Origin of the sequence: Asanoa iriomotensis (assembly GCF_016862515.1) — a bacterium.
In the GTDB taxonomy this organism is placed as follows: domain Bacteria; phylum Actinomycetota; class Actinomycetes; order Mycobacteriales; family Micromonosporaceae; genus Asanoa; species Asanoa iriomotensis.
In genome coordinates, this window is sequence record NZ_BONC01000070.1 from 25,189 (window position 1) to 40,841 (window position 15,653).

19 protein-coding genes are annotated in these 15,653 nt (G+C 70.1%); 8 read left to right on the forward strand and 11 right to left on the reverse strand.

Features of this window, described 5'->3' with window-relative positions; genetic code table 11:
• Positions 1-44: 44 nt before the first annotated feature.
• From Air01nite_RS33435 to Air01nite_RS33450, 4 genes are read left to right on the forward strand one after another with little or no spacing between them, the layout of a single operon-like run.
• Entirely contained in the window at positions 45-1,064 is a 1,020-nt protein-coding gene (locus tag Air01nite_RS33435; protein ID WP_203707367.1) for a Bug family tripartite tricarboxylate transporter substrate binding protein, read from the forward strand.
• Entirely contained in the window at positions 1,061-1,603 is a 543-nt protein-coding gene (locus Air01nite_RS33440; RefSeq protein ID WP_203707368.1) for a tripartite tricarboxylate transporter TctB family protein, read from the forward strand. The genes Air01nite_RS33435 and Air01nite_RS33440 overlap by 4 nt, the downstream gene beginning before the upstream one ends.
• The gene (locus Air01nite_RS33445; RefSeq protein ID WP_203707369.1) at positions 1,600-3,120 is read left to right on the forward strand and encodes a tripartite tricarboxylate transporter permease; all 1,521 of its coding nucleotides are present in this window, start codon (positions 1,600-1,602) and stop codon (positions 3,118-3,120) included. The genes Air01nite_RS33440 and Air01nite_RS33445 overlap by 4 nt, the downstream gene beginning before the upstream one ends.
• Before the next feature lie 20 nt (positions 3,121-3,140).
• Positions 3,141-4,115: a Bug family tripartite tricarboxylate transporter substrate binding protein gene (locus Air01nite_RS33450; protein ID WP_239091147.1), complete on the forward strand. Its 975-nt coding sequence runs from the start codon at positions 3,141-3,143 to the stop codon at positions 4,113-4,115.
• Here Air01nite_RS33450 and Air01nite_RS33455 read toward each other — a convergent pair.
• Both Air01nite_RS33455 and Air01nite_RS33460 read right to left on the reverse strand, forming a co-directional pair.
• Positions 4,112-4,756 carry a LuxR C-terminal-related transcriptional regulator gene (locus Air01nite_RS33455; RefSeq protein WP_203707370.1) on the reverse strand — a complete coding sequence of 215 codons (645 nt, stop codon included), beginning with the start codon at positions 4,754-4,756 and terminating at the stop codon, positions 4,112-4,114. The two genes, Air01nite_RS33450 and Air01nite_RS33455, sit on opposite strands and share 4 nt — an antisense overlap.
• Positions 4,744-6,675: a sensor histidine kinase gene (locus Air01nite_RS33460; RefSeq protein WP_203707371.1), complete on the reverse strand. Its 1,932-nt coding sequence runs from the start codon at positions 6,673-6,675 to the stop codon at positions 4,744-4,746. Before Air01nite_RS33460 ends, Air01nite_RS33455 begins: the two co-directional genes overlap by 13 nt.
• Before the next feature lie 169 nt (positions 6,676-6,844).
• Here Air01nite_RS33460 and Air01nite_RS33465 point away from each other — a divergent pair, with 169 nt between their 5' ends.
• Entirely contained in the window at positions 6,845-7,519 is a 675-nt protein-coding gene (locus Air01nite_RS33465; RefSeq protein ID WP_203707372.1) for a DUF4386 family protein, read from the forward strand.
• A gap of 15 nt (positions 7,520-7,534) precedes the next feature.
• Here Air01nite_RS33465 and Air01nite_RS33470 read toward each other — a convergent pair whose 3' ends face one another.
• The 3 genes from Air01nite_RS33470 to Air01nite_RS33480 are packed head-to-tail and all read right to left on the reverse strand — an operon-like array spanning position 7,535 to position 8,902.
• Positions 7,535-8,041: an OsmC family protein gene (locus tag Air01nite_RS33470; protein WP_203707373.1), complete on the reverse strand. Its 507-nt coding sequence runs from the start codon at positions 8,039-8,041 to the stop codon at positions 7,535-7,537.
• Between the two features lie 4 nt (positions 8,042-8,045).
• Positions 8,046-8,393 carry a hypothetical protein gene (locus Air01nite_RS33475; RefSeq protein WP_203707374.1) on the reverse strand — a complete coding sequence of 116 codons (348 nt, stop codon included), beginning with the start codon at positions 8,391-8,393 and terminating at the stop codon, positions 8,046-8,048.
• A complete protein-coding gene (locus Air01nite_RS33480) occupies positions 8,390-8,902 on the reverse strand; it encodes a TetR/AcrR family transcriptional regulator (protein WP_203707375.1) in 513 nt (170 codons plus the stop codon). The genes Air01nite_RS33475 and Air01nite_RS33480 overlap by 4 nt, the downstream gene beginning before the upstream one ends.
• Positions 8,903-9,068: 166 nt before the next feature.
• Between Air01nite_RS33480 and Air01nite_RS33485 the strand changes: the two genes are divergently transcribed.
• Positions 9,069-9,290 (forward strand): hypothetical protein, encoded by a 222-nt coding sequence (locus Air01nite_RS33485; protein WP_203707376.1) that lies wholly within the window; start codon positions 9,069-9,071, stop codon positions 9,288-9,290.
• On the opposite strand, the gene Air01nite_RS33490 is transcribed toward Air01nite_RS33485, so the two are convergent.
• The 6 genes from Air01nite_RS33490 to Air01nite_RS33515 all read right to left on the reverse strand — a co-directional run bounded on the left by Air01nite_RS33490 (position 9,291) and on the right by Air01nite_RS33515 (position 13,631).
• Positions 9,291-9,770, reverse strand: coding sequence for a hypothetical protein (locus tag Air01nite_RS33490; protein WP_203707377.1), 480 nt, complete (start codon positions 9,768-9,770; stop codon positions 9,291-9,293).
• A complete protein-coding gene (locus tag Air01nite_RS33495) occupies positions 9,767-10,264 on the reverse strand; it encodes a hypothetical protein (protein ID WP_203707378.1) in 498 nt (165 codons plus the stop codon). Before Air01nite_RS33495 ends, Air01nite_RS33490 begins: the two co-directional genes overlap by 4 nt.
• The gene (locus Air01nite_RS33500) at positions 10,257-10,751 is read right to left on the reverse strand and encodes a WXG100-like domain-containing protein (protein ID WP_203707379.1); all 495 of its coding nucleotides are present in this window, start codon (positions 10,749-10,751) and stop codon (positions 10,257-10,259) included. The genes Air01nite_RS33495 and Air01nite_RS33500 overlap by 8 nt, the downstream gene beginning before the upstream one ends.
• A gap of 3 nt (positions 10,752-10,754) precedes the next feature.
• Positions 10,755-11,084 carry a WXG100 family type VII secretion target gene (locus Air01nite_RS33505; protein ID WP_203707380.1) on the reverse strand — a complete coding sequence of 110 codons (330 nt, stop codon included), beginning with the start codon at positions 11,082-11,084 and terminating at the stop codon, positions 10,755-10,757.
• 2 nt (positions 11,085-11,086) lie between these two features.
• Positions 11,087-11,476, reverse strand: coding sequence for a YbaB/EbfC family nucleoid-associated protein (locus Air01nite_RS33510; protein WP_203707381.1), 390 nt, complete (start codon positions 11,474-11,476; stop codon positions 11,087-11,089).
• A gap of 100 nt (positions 11,477-11,576) precedes the next feature.
• The gene (locus Air01nite_RS33515) at positions 11,577-13,631 is read right to left on the reverse strand and encodes a phosphocholine-specific phospholipase C (protein WP_203707382.1); all 2,055 of its coding nucleotides are present in this window, start codon (positions 13,629-13,631) and stop codon (positions 11,577-11,579) included.
• A gap of 143 nt (positions 13,632-13,774) precedes the next feature.
• On the opposite strand from Air01nite_RS33515, the gene Air01nite_RS33520 reads away from it, so the two are divergent.
• Entirely contained in the window at positions 13,775-14,716 is a 942-nt protein-coding gene (locus tag Air01nite_RS33520; RefSeq protein WP_203707383.1) for a helix-turn-helix domain-containing protein, read from the forward strand.
• Between the two features lie 37 nt (positions 14,717-14,753).
• Positions 14,754-15,653 (forward strand): alpha/beta fold hydrolase (locus Air01nite_RS33525; RefSeq protein ID WP_203707384.1); only part of this gene is annotated, 900 nt, incomplete at its 3' end.

A 15,653-nucleotide genomic window follows, 5' to 3' on the forward strand; every position in this document is an offset into this window, starting at 1 on the left:
CGTAACACGCCCGCCATCCCTTCGCTGCAGGAGCGTGACCCCCGATGCTCAAAAAGGTCCTCAGCCTTGCTGTGGCCGCCATCGCCCTGGGCACCGCCGGCTGCGCTGAGCAGTCGGTCGGCGAGTCCAACGAACCGGCCGCCGTCACCTATCCGAGCAAAACCTTGCAGATCATGGCCCCGGCGGCCGCCGGCGGCGGATGGGACACCACCGCACGGTCGATGCAGAAGGCGTTCCAGGACGCCAACCTCCTCAATGGACAGTCGGCCGAGGTGCGCAATGTCACCGGTGCGGCCGGCACGATCGGGCTGGCGGAGCTGGTGAGCAGCCACGCCGGCAACGCACACCAACTCATGATCACCGGCCTGGTGATGGTCGGTGGCGTGGTCACCAACAAGTCGCAGGTCAACCTCACCCAGACCACGCCGATCGCGACGCTGACCTCCGAGTCCGAGGTCGTCGTGGTGCGCAAGGACTCCCCGTACCAGACCCTCAAGGATCTGCTCGACGCGGCCAAGGCCGACCCGACGGCGGTCAAGTGGGGCGGCGGCTCGGCCGGCGGCACCGACCACATCCTGGTCGGGCTGCTCGCCAAGGCGGCCGGCGCCGACGCCAAGACGGTGGCGAAGCAGTACGTGGCCTACTCGGGCGGCGGCGAGGCCAAGGCCGCTCTCCTCTCCGGCGACATCTCGGTCGGCGTGTCCGGTGCCAGCGAGTTCACCGACCTGGTCAAGGCCGGCGAGCTCCGTGCCCTGGCGGTCTCCGGCGGGTCGCCGGAAGACGTCGGAGCCGGTTCGCCGACCGCGACGATCAAGGACGCCGGGTACGACGTGGAACTGCTCAACTGGCGCGGCGTCGTGGCACCGCCCGGGATCAGCGACGCCGACCGCACCGCGGTGATCGGTCTTGTCGACAAGCTGCACGCCTCCGAGCAGTGGAAGCAGGCGCTCACCGACAAGAAGTGGACTGACTTCTACAAGTCCGGCGACGAGGCCAAGGCGTACTTCGAGGCCGAAAGCACCCGGATCACGTCGGTCCTCGCCGAGATCGGTCTGGGCCAGTGACCCAGCCGGCGCCACCCGAGGCAGCATCCGCAACACCGGAGACGTCGGACGCGACGGAGCCGAGCCCGCTTGCCGGGCTCGTCGCCGGAGCGGTTCTCGTCGCGGCCGGGCTGGGGTTGTTCACGCGCGCGTTGACCGTCGGCGCTGACCGCGGCATCACGCTGGGCGGGCCGACCTTCGCTCCGATCGTCGTCACCGGCCTGTGGGTGCTGGTAGCGATCGCCTACCTCGGCACGCAGGCCGCGCGGTGGCGCCGGCGCACCACCCAGCCAAACGCCGCCCGGCCCACCTGGCGGGTGCCGATCATGCTGTTGGCATTGCTCATCGCGTACGCCGTCGTCCTCAAGTACACGACCGTGGGGTACGTGCTGGCCACCGTCGCGTTCTACGTCGGCGCGGCACAGCTCCTCTCGACCCGCCCGCGCAGAGAGGTCATCGTGCGGGACGCGATCGTGGGCGTCGTACTCTCCCTGACGATCTATCTGTCCTTCACGAAGTTGCTCGGAATCGCGCTGCCGGCGGGGGTGCTCCCGCTGTGAACGCGTTCGGCGACCTCATCAACGGCTTCGGCACCGTGCTGACACCGCAGAACCTGCTGTACGCGGCGATCGGCGTCACCGTCGGAACCTTCGTCGGCATCCTGCCCGGCATCGGACCCGCCCTGACCATCGCGCTGCTGCTGCCGGTGGCGCTCGAGCTCGACAACCCCACCGGCACGCTCATCATGTTCGCCGGCATCTACTACGGCGCCATGTACGGCGGCTCCACCACATCGATCCTGCTCAACACGCCCGGCGAGTCGGCCTCGGTGGCCACCTCGATCGAGGGCTACCAGATGGCCAAACGTGGCCGGGCCAGAGCCGCGCTCGCCACGGCGGCGATCGGCTCGTTCGTCGCCGCGATCATCACGACCGTCCTGCTGACGTTCGTGACCGAGCCGATGGCCCGGCTGGCCGTCTCGTTCCGCGCGTCCGACTATTTCGCGCTGGCCCTCCTCGCGATGGTCACTGTCACCGCGGTGGTCGGGGCGTCCATCATCCGCGGCCTCATGTCGCTGACGTTCGGGCTGTTCCTGGGCGTCGTCGGCATCGACGCGCTGACCGGCCAGGCCCGCTTCACGTTCGGCGTCACGTCGATGCTCGACGGCATCGACGTCGTGGTGGTGATCGTCGGCCTCTTCGCGATCGGCGAGACGCTCTTCATCGCGTCCCGGCTGCGCGACCTCCCGGAGCAGGCGGCCCCGCTGGAACCGGCCTCCGGCTTCGCCTGGCTCTCCCGCGCCGACTGGAGCCGCTCGTGGCGGCCGTGGTTGCGCGGCACCGCGTTGGGCTTCCCGTTCGGCGCGCTGCCGTCCGGTGGCGCCGAACTCCCGACATTCCTGTCGTACATGTACGAGAAACGGCGGGCCAAGAACAAGGACGAGTTCGGCCGTGGCGCGATCGAGGGTGTCGCGGGGCCCGAAGCGGCCAACAACGCGTCGTTCTCCGGCGTGCTCGTGCCGCTGTTGACGCTCGGCATCCCGACCTCGGCGACGGCCGCGGTCATGCTGGCCGCGTTCAGCTACTTCAACATCTCGCCCGGCCCGCAGTTGCTGCAGAACCAGGGCCCGCTCGTGTGGGCGTTGATCGCGTCCCTGTTCATCGGGAACGTGCTGCTGCTGGCCCTCAACCTGCCGCTGATCCGGCTGTGGGTGAAGGTCCTCCAGATCCCACGGCCCCTGCTCTACGCCGGGATCCTCGTCTTCGCCACGCTCGGCGTGTACGCCGTGTCCGGCAACATCGTCGACGTGCTGCTCGCGTACGGCATCGGCCTCATCGCGATGATCATGCGCCACCTGGACTTCCCGATCGCGCCGGCCATCCTCGGGCTGATCCTCGGCCCGTTGATGGAGACCCAGTTCCGGCGGGCGTTGCTGCTTGCCGACGGCGACCTTTCGATCTTCGTCACGCGGCCGCTCACCCTCACCCTGCTCCTGCTCGCCGTGGCCGCACTCGCCCTGCCCCACCTGCCCAAACTCTTCCGCGGCCGGCGCCCGGTGCTCAGCGGAGAGGACTAGCGGCGGACTACATTGAGCGCGTGCAGCGCCGAACGCTCCTCGCCGCGTCGGTAGCCATGCTGCTCCCGGCGGCCGGATGCGGCCGGGACAACCCGGAACGCCTGAGGCTGATGGTGCCCAACGCTCCGGGCAGTGGCTACGACGTGACGGCGCGTGCGGTCGGCACGGCACTCGACGAGAGCGGCGTGGCCCGCGGGGTGGAGATCTTCCATCTGCCCGGCGCGGGTGGCGCGGTCGGTCTGCAACGCCTCGTGTACGAGCGGGGCAACGGCACCATGCTCATGCTGATGGGACTCGGGCTGGTCGGTGCCCAGCATTCCGTGCCCAGGTCGGCGACGCTGGCCGACGTCACGCCGGTCGCCCGGCTCGTCGAGGAACCGGAAGCGTTCGTGGTGACCCGCGACTCGCCGCTGCGGACGATGGCCGACCTGGTGGCCGCCTGGCGCGCGGCACCGGCGGCCCTGGCCGTCGGCGGCGGCTCCACCACGGGCGGCCCCGACCATCTCGCCCCGATGCTGGTCGCCAAGGCGGTCGGCGTGCCACCGCCGGCGGTCAACTACGTCCGGTACGACGGCGGCGGCACCCTGCTGGCCGCCGCGCTCGCCGGCCGGGTCGCGGTCGCCGTCTCCAGCCTCGGCGAATACACGCAGCAGATCATCTCCGGCCGGCTCCGGGTCCTCGCGGTGACCGGCGCGGCCCGCACGCCGGGGGTCGACGCCCCCACGTTGCGGGAGGCCGGCATCGACGTCGCCTTCCTCAACTGGCGGGGGCTCGTGGCACCGCCCGGCCTGAGCCCGGCCGACGAGCGGAGGCTGCTGGACATCGCCGAGCGGCTCCGCGCTTCGCCGGCCTGGCAGGACACGGTGGCGCGGAACCCGTGGGCGGACGCCTACCTGCCGGGCGCGGAGTTCGGCACGTTTCTGCGGGAGGCGGACACGCTCCGCTCGCGCACCCTGACGGCGCTGGGACTGACGGAGGCCGTCGCCGATCGCTAGTCGTCCACCGCGCGGAGATGGGCGAGGACGGCCAGCACGCGGCGGTGGTTGTCGCTGGTTTCGGGGATGTCCAGCTTCAGCAGCACGTGGCGGATGTGGGCTTCGACCGTGCGTTCGCTGAGCGTGAGCCGATGGGCGATGCCGGTGTTGGTCAGACCCTCGGCCATCAACTCCAGGATCCGCCGTTCCCGCTCCGTCAGGCGGGACAGCGGACCACCCGCCACGGGCGCCACGAGCCGGGCGACCACCTTCGGGTCCAGGGCCGAGCCGCCGTCGGCGATCCGCTGTGCGGTGGCCAGGAACTCGCCGACCTCGAGGACGCGGTCCTTGAGCAGGTACCCGAACCCGGCCCGCGAGACCAGATCGACGGCGTGGGTGGTCTCGATGTGCTGGGACAGCACGAGCACGCCGATGTCGGGGTGCCGGCGCTTGGTGTCCAGGGCGGCCCGCGCCCCCTCGTCGGTGTAGGTGGGCGGCATCCGCACGTCGATGACCACCAGGTCGGGCCTGGTCTCGGCGACGATCTCGGCCAGGCTCCGCGCGTCACCGGGCGTCGCCACCACCGTGTGCCCGCCGTCGGCGAAGAGGCGCGCCAGACCCTCGCGGAGCAGCACCTGGTCTTCGGCGATCACGACGCGCATGGGAACTCCGCGGTCAGGACGGTGCCGAGCCCGGTCGTCGTGTCGATGCGCAGGCGCCCGCCGCGGGCGGCGACGCGGTCGGACAGCCCGGTCAGGCCGGAACCGTTGTGTGGCCGCGCTCCGCCGACCCCGTTGTCGGTGACGCTGACGACGCATCGGCCGTCCTCACGGGCGACCCGCAGCACGACGTGTTGCGCCCGCGCGTGCTTGACGGCGTTGGTCAAACCCTCACAGGCGACGAAGTACGCGGCAGCCTCCACTTCGGACGGAAAGCGCTCGGGAGTGGCGACGACGTTGACCGGCAACGGTGCGCGGGTGGCGAGCTCGTGCAGGGCCGGACGCAGACCCGCGTCGAGCGCGGGGTGCAGCCCCTGTGCCAGGTCGCGCAGCTCGTCGATGGCGTGGGTGATCTGTGCGATCGCGTCGTCGAGGGTACGGCTCGCGGCGGCCGAGGGTCCGACCTGGTGCTGGGCATGCCGCAGCGCCAGGCCGATGGAGACCAGCCGCTGCTGGGCGCCGTCGTGCAGGTTCCGCTCGATCCGGCGACGCTCCTCGTCGGCGACCGCGACGATCCGGGCCCGGGACGCCTCGACCTCGTCCAGGCGTTGGCGAAGCTCGACCCGGAGCCGGGCCATCTCGATCGCCAGCCCGGCGGCCGCGACGACGGCCGGCAACAGCCTGCGCTGTTCCTCCGTCCGCGGGTGCCAGCGGATCTCGGCCAGGGTGATGCCGCCGCGCCGCACCGCGTGCGTCTCGTGGGTGTCGTCCGGCTCCGCGGCCAGCGGCCCGGTGCCCGGCGGCAGCACGAACGACAACTCCAGGGCGGGATCGTCGAGCGCGGTGCGCAGCGCGTCGACGATCTGCTCGGGCTCGACCTGGTCGGCCCGCAGCGCTTCGATGAACTCCCCGATCGCGGCGAGCGCCGCGTGGTGCGCCGGCCGGAACCGGCTGTCGACGCGCCGGCGTACCCGCTGGTAAAGGAACTTGAACGCGGTTGCGGCCAGCAGCGTCGAGACGGCGGTCGCCCACGGCGAGCCGCGTCCGGCGAGGGCGCCGATCACGAGCGTCGAGCCGACGTACACCAGGGCGAGGACGACGGTCAGCACGGCGCCGGTGAACGCGCGGCTGATCACGAGGTCCACGTCGTAGAGGCGGTGGCGCAGGATCGCCACGCCGATCGCGACAGGCCAGGCGGTCAGGGCGATCAACGGCAACGGGTGTACGAGCGGCGTGAGGCTCCACAATGCAGTCGCCGACGGCAGCACCACGGCCACGAATCCGGTGGCGAGAGTGAACCACTTCAGCTGTTGGCGTTCGACTCCGGCCGATCGCCGCAGCCGGGTCACCACGTCGACGAGCGCCATCGTCATGGCGACCGCGAGGGCGACGAGGCCGACCGCGAACAGGGCGTCGGTGGGCAGGCCGGGTGCGGCGTAGGGGTTGCGACCGTCGACGAGGTAGCGGCCGAGGTCGGGGTCGAGCGCCCATCCGGCCGCGAGGGCGGCGGTCGCGGCTGTCGTCGGCCAGACCACCCAGCGCTTTGATTGTCCACTAGGGAACGAGAGGAACAGCAACACCAGCACGGGCCCTTGCAACACGAAGGTCCACAACCCGAGCCACTGCGCGGTCGCGGCTCCGGGCCAGCTCTCGGCGGCGGCCCGTAGGCCCCAACCCTGCGGCAGCTCAGCGGTCAGCCCGTTGGCGAGACCGAGTGCGCACAGGAGCCAGCCGATCGTGTGTGCCGGATGACGCGTGAGGATCAGGGCGCCGACCGCCACGGTCAAGGTGCTGAACAGCGCGTTGAACAGCGTGTCATAGGCGGGTTCGAGACCCCACGAGAGCCCGACCCCCGCGACCACGCCCAGCGTCGTGACCGCCAGCAGGGTGGCGGGCAGTGGTCGAAGCGTCGGGAGCGCCACGACGGAATTCTCCGCCCGCCCCGCCGACCAGGGCAATCATGCCCGCACCGAGCTGTCCGGCAGTGCTGGCACGTACGGCGGTTGCGTGTTTGTGCCGATGCGGGGCTCGGTGCCGTTTTTCTAGCGTCGCTGGCCAGGAGATGACCCGCAGTTTCGAAGGAGAACACCGATGGTCGCGCAACAGATCGACCTCCGAGCCCAGCAACGGACGCTCGCCCGCGTCGCCGGAGCCGGCGGAGCCGTCACCCTCGTCGTGGTCCTCGGCAGCTCGCTGGCCAACGGCTTCCAGGACGCCCCGTTCACCAGCAACGCCGAGCAGGCCGTGGCGTTCTTCCGCTCGGTAGACGACGCGTTCGGCTGGGCCAGCTCGTACCTCACAATCGTCGGGTTGATCGCGATGTTGTGGTTCATGCTCGGCCTGGCGCTGCTGCTGCGCCGCTACGAGCGCGGCGTTCCGTGGCGGTCGGCGTTCCTCGCCGGCGCCGGGGTGGTCAGCGTCGTGTCCGGGCAGATCGCGTCGTGGGACGCGGCCGTCTACCGATCGGAGGACATCGACCCGCAGGTGGCCCGGTACGCGTTCGACCTGGGCAACCTGTCGTTCGCGAACGGCTGGGTCGCCACCGGCGCCGCCGCGATCTGCGCCGGAACGATCTTCCTGCGGTCCGCGCGGCTGCCGAACTGGCTCGGCTGGTGGGCGATCATCGCCGGCGTCGGCCAGGTGCTGGCCCGCGCGGTCTGGACCACCGACCTCGCCTTCGTGCCGTTCACCGCGTTCTGGCTGTGGGCCGCTGTCGTGTCCGTGATGCTGCTCTCGGGGCGGCTGGCCGTCGCGGACCCGGACTGACGCACGTGGTCCGCCCTACCCAGCGCGGCGGACCACGACCCGGGGCGGCTCGGCCAGGCTCTGCCCGACGACGCAGTAGCGCTCCGTGAGCTGGCCGAGCTTCGCGAGGGTGGCGTCGTCGGCTTGGGTGTCGAGGTCGGCGGTGATGACGAGCCCCTGGATGCCGACCTTGGTGTCCCGCGCGACGCCGAGCGTGCCGCGAGCGTCGAACGTCGCGTCCGCTTTGAGGGTGGCGTCGCGGATCTCGATGCCCATCGCGGTGGCGACGCTGCGCATCGTGACACCCGCGCAGGCGAGCACGGCCTGGAGCAGCATGTCGCCCGAGCAGGAGTCGGCGCCGTCGCCGCCGGTCGCGGGATGGAGCCCGGCCCGCACCGGCCCGGCCCAGCCCGAGACGACGGCGGTGATGCCGTCGGTTTCGAAGCTGCCGCTGGCCTGCAGCGGTGTCACCGCCGTCTCTGGGTCCGAGCGGTACTTCTCCTTCAAGGGCGCCTGCAGGGCGCGCAGTTCGGCGGCATCCATCGGGTCAGTCTTGCGTGGCCGGCGCCGGCTGCCTAGTCGGGGTGCGTGTCGCCAGGGCCAGGCCCGCGGCGAGGAGCACCACGAGTATGCCGTCCCAGATCGCGGCCTCGCCGGATCCGTAGGCCACCGCTGCGATGGTCAGTGCGAGCTTGTTGGCGAGCACGATCGCCCAGACGCCCACTGCTGCCGGGCGGGCGGCAAGGTAGGCGAAGAGGGCAGCGAAGGTGGCGAACCCGATGGTGCGCCACATCTCGACCATCGTGGTCCCGTCTTTGACGTCGAGCCCGGAAATGAACGCTCCCAGCGCGAGCACTGCGGCAACGCCGGCGAGCACGCGGGCGGTCTTCATCATGGTGTACGCCCCTTGGTTGTGGTGGCCGTGAAGGCCGCGATGCCGACCCGCCAGGCGGCGTCGACGTCCGCGCCCGGCGGAAACCGCCCGGCGAGTTCGAGTGAGATCAGCCCGTGGGCGAGGCCCCAGAGGGCGCGGGCTTGAGCAACGCTTCCGGTCACGGCGAGCAGCGGTGCGGCTGCCGCGTCCTCGACCCCCGGCGGCAGCAGGTCGCGGGGAAGCGGTCCGTCGGTCATCAGGCGGTAGAGATGCGGGTGTTCGCGCGCCCAGCCCCGGTAGGCCCGGGCCAGCGCTGTCAGCGTCTTTGCCCGCGCGAACACCTGTGCTTGGGCGGTGAGACCGCGGGCGATCAACCCGGCCTCGAGGCTCTGCTTGTCGGGCACGTGTTTGTAGAGCGAGGGCGCCCGCATGCCGACCGCCTCCCCGATCGCCCGCATGGTGAGCGCCTGGACCCCGTCGCGCTCAAGCAACTCGAGCGCCACATCAAGAATCTGCTCGCGCCGCGACATCTCCACCTCCCTTGGCTAACGGCGTTAGCCGAACCCTAAGCTAACACCGTTAGCCAACCGCTGCCACCCCTGGTGGTATGACGGTGGTGTGTTCGGAGTTTGGGCCCGGATCAGACGCGCGGCCTACCGGCGAGGTCGTGCCCGCAATGCCGCCAAGTTCCCGAAAGTGCATATCGGCTGGCAGTACATCCGCTACCAGGAGCCGTTTCGACACCTGGAGCTCGGGGTCGACCCGACGACGGATGGCCCGGACCTGCTGTACTTGCCGACCGCGGATCGGTGGGACAGGGAAATGCCGGCCTGGTCGCAGGGACGCCGAGACGAGATCGTGGCGATCATCCTCGACCGAGTCTCGGGCCGCCGCGATCTCGAGATCGAAGAGTACTGACTACGCAGGCCCGGTCAGGGACGGGAACGGATAGTCGAACTCGAACGGTTCGTTGGTCTTCGAGTCGCGGTAGACCCACTCCGAGGGACCTGTTTTCTCCGCCGTCGAGCCCCGCGTATAGCCCCTGACGTCGCCATACGTGACGGTCACGCCCCCGAAGTTCGGACCGAACCACAGTTCGATCTGATCTTCTTTCTGCCTGATGTTCTGGATCACGAAGGCGCCCGGGCCCTTGGCCTGGAAGGTTTCCCCATGGCCTTGGTATGGGGCGTAGTCGCCCGGCAGGCGTCGGAACTCGGCGTCCGCGAAGACGAACGCGGCGAACTCCCGGACGCTGCCAGGCGATTTGTAGGGGTACTCGGTGATCAGGAGGAACTCCCGCCGCCCGGCGTCGTAGCGGTAGGTGAAGAGGAGCGCCTCCATGATGTTGTTGAGCGCCTCCCGCGGGTCGCGCATCGGCTCCACCGGGGTCCTCCTCATGGCCACGGTCCCTCGTACATGATGTGGGTCGAGGTGGCGAAATCCGGGTCGGTGCGGCCCACGATGTTGCCGTCCATGTCGAGGAAGAGCTTACCTTCGTCGGAATCGCCGGGCGTCGACTGCGATGACTGCCAGCGGAGGTAGCCGTTGGCCTGTCGCGACCACCTGCTGTTGGTCGGGTTCTCGCCCGTGGGGCGCATGAAGCGCAGGCGTTCCACGCCGTTCTCGTCCAGCCAGATGAAGCCTTCGTTGTCCCGCGTCGGCACTTCACGCCAGTTGGCCGGGCGTTGTCGCCGCAACGAACGGATCGACTGGCCTCGCAGTGAGCGCACGGGGAACGGCGTCGCACCGGGATGCCGCAGCCGGTTGCCCGGCAGGCCGAGGTTGGTCAGGTTGTGGCCCGGCCGCAGCAGGTCGCCGATCGGGCCGAAGACGCCGCGGGCGAAGCCGCCGCGGCCGGAGCGCTTCAGCCTGCGCAGCTTTCCCTTAACCATTGAGCAGGGCTTCTGTGGCCAAGCCGAACAGCTGGTCCAGGACCATCGACGTGATCATCTTGAAGATGGGTATCTGGGCCAGAGACGCCCCGAACGTCACCGCCGCCGTGGCGATCGCCTGTGCGATCTGGATCGCCAGGATGACCAGCTGGATGATCACGTTGATCTTCAGTGCCAGGACGATCCCGGCCGCGACCATCAGGCCCAGGCCGACTCCCTGCGCGGCGGTCGCGCCGTCGGTGAGGTTGTTGACGGGTGCCTCGGGCGCCGACCAGCGCGACTGGAACGCCGTGATCGCCTCGCCCGTGTTGGTGGCCAGCACCGCTGCGCCCTGGCCGTGGGCCTCCGCGCTGATCGTGCGTACCTCGCCGCTCAGCTCCAGCCAGTGCTGGGCCATCTCGAACAGCTTCTCCTCGTCGGCCTGCGGCCACGTGTAGCCGAGCAGGCCGAGCAGCGAGACGAGTTCGCCGGGAAGCTGGAGGCCCACCGGTCAACCACCGCCGAGCAGGTTCTGCAGCTGGGCCATCCGGTCGGCGATCTCGGTCTCGGCGGCTTCGAAGCTGTCCGCCATCGTGTGCAGGCCGTGCGCGAACTCGCCGAGCAGCTCGCCGTTGCTTTCGAAGCAGCTCATCGCCAGGTCGTGGATGCCGAGGTACAGCTCGCCGATGATCGAGCCCAGGTCGTCCGAGCCCCACGGCTGGCCGAAGGCGGTGATCGTCTGCTCGAACCGCTCCAGCGTTTCGGCGAACCGGTCAACCACGTCGTCCAGGCCCTCCGCGCTCGTGCGCAGCGAACCCGGCTCGACCTGGAAACCCGACACCCTCAACCTCGCTGTTTGAGCGCCGCCATGACCTCGCTGATCGACTGCGTGTAGCGCGCCATCTGGCGAGCGCTCTGGTTCTGCAGCTCTTCGAGCTGTCGGGAAAGCGCGGCCGGGTCGGGCAGCGCCGCCGCTTCGGGCGTCGCCGTCGGGTCGGCCTCGGCCAGCGCGATGTTGACCGCTTCACGTAGCTGTTCGGCGAACTCCGCCGGCGGCAGCCGCATCGCGCGGGGATCGACGGCCACATCGGACAGCCGCCCGCCCTCGGCGGTGACCCGGATCAGCCCGTCGGCTGCGACACCGGTGCCCGCCGCGGCCGCGATGGCGGGTGCGACGTCACCCAGCGCCTGTCTGGCCGCGCTGAGCGCCTGGTCGAAGTCCTCGGACGCCATCGTCACCCCCGTCGATGTCCGATGCTATCGACGGTGCACTGACCAAACAAGACACTCGGGCAGGGGTACGCGTACCCCTGCCCGAGTGTCTTAGTTCGCCTCAGACGAGGCCGCCCATCGCCGGGTCGGTGAAGCTGTCCTCGCCGTTCTCCAGGTGGCCCGCGATGCGCTGCACGAGCGCGCCGTCCACTGAAACGGTCAAGTCGTACCAGCCGTGGTTGTGCTTGAGCGCCCACTCACGCCGCTCCTTCTCGCCCGCACGCAGCGAGAGCGACACCGGCTTGCCCCGGTAGCCGTCGCGGACCGTGACCGAGACGCGGTCCCGGCCGTGATTGACGACGGTGAGCTCGAGTTCCAGCCGGTGCGCGTCGTACGAGGTCGCCACCGACACGCCCGCCTCGCCGGCGAAGCGGCGGAAGAATCCGTTCGGACCGTGCACCGACACGTCCGCGCCGGATGCCCAGCTGTCGGTGAGGTACTTACCCGGTTCAACGGTGTACGACCGCGGCGCCGCCGTGCTGCCGGCCTCGCGGACCTGGAAGACCGCCGTCGCCGCGCCTGAGTTGCGGAACTCGAGCCGAAGGCCGGACTGCTGGCGGTCCGCTTCGACATCCAACGTGTACGGCAGCGCGCGCGCCGGCTTGACGCCCTTCTCCTGTCGCGGCATCGCCTGGTCGACGGGCGGCACCGGCACCTGGTCGGGGAACCGGATCAGGTTGTCGGGCTTGAAGTCGTCCGTCTCGGGCAGCTTGACGGACCTTGACCGGTTCGGCGTCTTGAAGTCGAACGCCGACGTCAGGTCGCCGACCACGGCCCGGCGCCACGGAGTGATGTTGGATTCGACCAGGTCACGGTTGCGCCGGGCGAAGCGCGTCTCCATGAACCGGATAAGCGACGTGTGGTCGAACAGCTCCGAGTTGACCCAGCCGCCGCGCGTCCAGGGCGACACGATGACCATCGGGACCCGCATGCCGAGGCCGTACGGGCCGGGGCGGTTGCCGGAGTCGCCGGGGAAGATCTCGTTGACGGTCGACACCGTCGAGAGGCCCTGCGCGCGGGTCTGCGGCGGGGTCGGCGGCGGCATGTGGTCGAAGAAGCCACCCTCCTCGTCGTACGTGATGAAGAGGGCCATCTTGCTCCACACCTCGGGGTTCGCGGCGAGGATGTCGATGACCTGGGAGACGTACCAGGCGCCGAAGCCGGGCTCCCAGTTCGGGTGCTCGGTGTAGGCCTCCGGTGCGACGATCCAGGACACCTGCGGCAGCCGGCCGTTCTCCACATCGGACCGGAAGTCCGCGAGCAGCCGCAACGGGTCGCGGCCGAGCTTGTTCACCTCGGTGCCCTGCTTCGCCTTGTCCGCCAGCGGCGTGCCGGGCTGCGCGTTCTGGTACTGGTGGAAGTAGAGCAGCGAGTTGTCGCCGTAGTTGCCGATGTAGGGGTCGTTGGTCCAACCCCAGAAGCCCGCGGCGGTCAGGCCCAGCCCGATGTCCTGGTAGATCCGCCAGGAGATGCCGTTGCGCTCCAACCGTTCCGGGTACGTCGACCAGTCGTACCCGGCCTCGGCGTTGGTGATGACCGGCCCACCGGCCTTGCCGTCGTTGCCGACCCAGCCGGACCACATGTGGTAGCGGTTGGGGTCCGTCGGGCCGAGCAGCGAGCAGTGGTAGTTGTCGCAGATCGTGAACGCGTCGGCGAGCGCGAACTGGTACGGCAGGTCTCCGCGGTTGTGGTAGGTCATCGCACTGACGCCCTTGTTGGGCACCCACTTGTCGTGGCGGCCCTCGTTCCAGGCGGCGTGCCCGTCGTTCCAGCCGTGTGGCGGGTCGGGCAGGAAGGTCTGGCCGAGGTCGGGCACGTCGGGCCGGAACGGCAGCAACTCGCCGGCGCCGTTGGGCTGGTGGAACACGCTCTTGCCGGACGGCAGCGTGACCGGGTGCGGGTCGGCGAAGCCGCGTACGCCGCGCAGCGTGCCGAAGTAGTGGTCGAACGACCGGTTCTCCTGCATCAGGAAGATGACGTGCTCGACGTCGGCGATCGAACCGGTGCGGTTGTTGGCCGGGATCGCGACGGCCCTGTCGAGACCGGCCGGGAGTGCCGCGCCTACCGCCGGTGCTCCCACCATCTTGAGGAATGAACGGCGATCGAGTGCGCCCATGGCTCTGCCCTCCCCATTGGGGTTTCGTGCTGGGTTATGGCGAGGGGGAAGTTATGCCCGCAAAGTGGACGCTAGGTGACCGGCGCACGGCGCTTCCGGTGCCAGGCGACAACGTTCACGGCTGACGAACGCGTGTACGAGGTATGCCCGACGAGCACGAGCGACGGCGACCCGACGGCACGGTGCAGGGGACGTGGCACTTCCTCAACCGCAGGTGCGGCCTGCCCAGCTACGTCGTGCGGTGCCTTGAGGACGGTCGGTCGTTCAGCGCGCCGATGGTGGAGGAGACCGGGCGCATCATCCTCGGGCGGTCGGGTGGTTACCTGCGCCGGGTCAACGGGCGGGAGGTGTTCGCCGACCGCACATCGGCGCTGGTCATCCGGCCGGGCGACGAGCTGCGGGTGGCGCATCCGCTCGGCTGCGGCGACACGTACACCGTCGTCGAGTTGTCGCCCGCCGACCTTAACCGGTTGACCTCCGACGAGCGGTGGCTGAGCGGCCCGTCCTGGGATGGCGTCGTCGACGACCGGGTCGACCTGGCGCACCGCGGGCTGGACGCGGCGAGCCGGCACGGCATGGACGCGTTCGAGGCCGCCGAGCGGACGGTCCGGCTGGTCGACAGCGTGCTTACGGCGTCGTGGCAGGGCCCCGACGACCTCCAGCGGGCGGTCGGGCGGCGACCCGCGACCGAGGCGGCGCACCGGAAGCTGGTCTACCGGGCGCGTGAGGTGCTGGTCGAGGAGGGTTTCACGCTCGGGCTGACCGAGGTCGCGGCGAAGGTCAACTGCTCGCCGCACCACCTGAGCCGGGTCTTCCACCGGGTGACCGGGCAGAGCCTGACCGCGCACCGGCACCGGTTGCGGATCCAGGCCGTGCTGGACGCGATCGCGGAGGGCGAGCGGGACCTGCGCACGATCGCCGCGACGCACGGCTTCGCCGATCAGGCGCATCTGACCCGGGTGGTGCGTGAGCGGCTCGGCCGGTCGCCGTCGGCGGTGCGGGATCTTCTGTCGGGCGGCTCGGGTGGCCTTGCCGAATCGAGCACGGATGTTCAACGCGGGCCGCGGGTGGCGCGGCGAGCATGACCTCCAGATGACACTCATTCGCGAGTGAGGAGGAAACATGAGGGTACGACCGCCGCTCGCCGCGGCGCTCGTCCTGTTGACCGCGCTGGTCGCCGGCACGCCGGCTGCGGCCGGTGTGCGGAGCGAACCCCGGTTGACCAACTCGGGGCCCTGTGTGGGCATCACCGACTTCACCTGCTCCGACCTGATCGTTCCGCTTGACCGGTCAAGGCGGGTCCGCGGTGACCTGACTTTGAAGGTCGCGGTGGCCGGCAACACCACGGCGCCGCGGGGCACGCTGCTGTTCCTGACCGGCGGCCCGGGCCAGCCGGGGGTCAGCCTGGTGCCGCGGATCCAGCAGCGGCTGGCGCCGGTGCTCGCCGACTACCGGCTCGTGATGATCGACCAGCGGGGCACGGGCGACAACGGCATCGACTGCCCGAAGCTGCAGGCCGAGGTCGGCTCGTCGGACGTGACCCCACCGTCGCCGGGCGCGGTGCAGGAGTGCGCTGACCTGCTAGGACGGACCCGCGACTTCTACACGACGGCGGACACGGTCGCCGACCTGGAGGATCTCCGCTCGGCGCTGCGAGTGCCGCGGTGGACGATCGACGGGGTCTCGTACGGGTCGTTCGTGGCGATCCAGTACGGCCTGACGCACCCGCTGCGGGTGGACCGGATGGTGCTGGACTCGGTGGTGCCGCAACGCGGCGTACCGGCCCTGTACCGGGAGTCGTTGGCCCGCACGGCGTACGTCCTGCGAACGGCATGCGCGGAACAGAACTGCGGCTTCGACCCAGCCGCCGACCTGGCCACGGTGGTGAACCGCTACGGCAACGGAGTTGACGTGTTCAACTTCCTGGTCATCGCATCCATCGTGGACCCGAAGTTGACCGGTTCAGCGTTCTTCCCGGTGCTGCCGTTCCTACACATGGCGGCACAGGGCGAAACGGGCCCG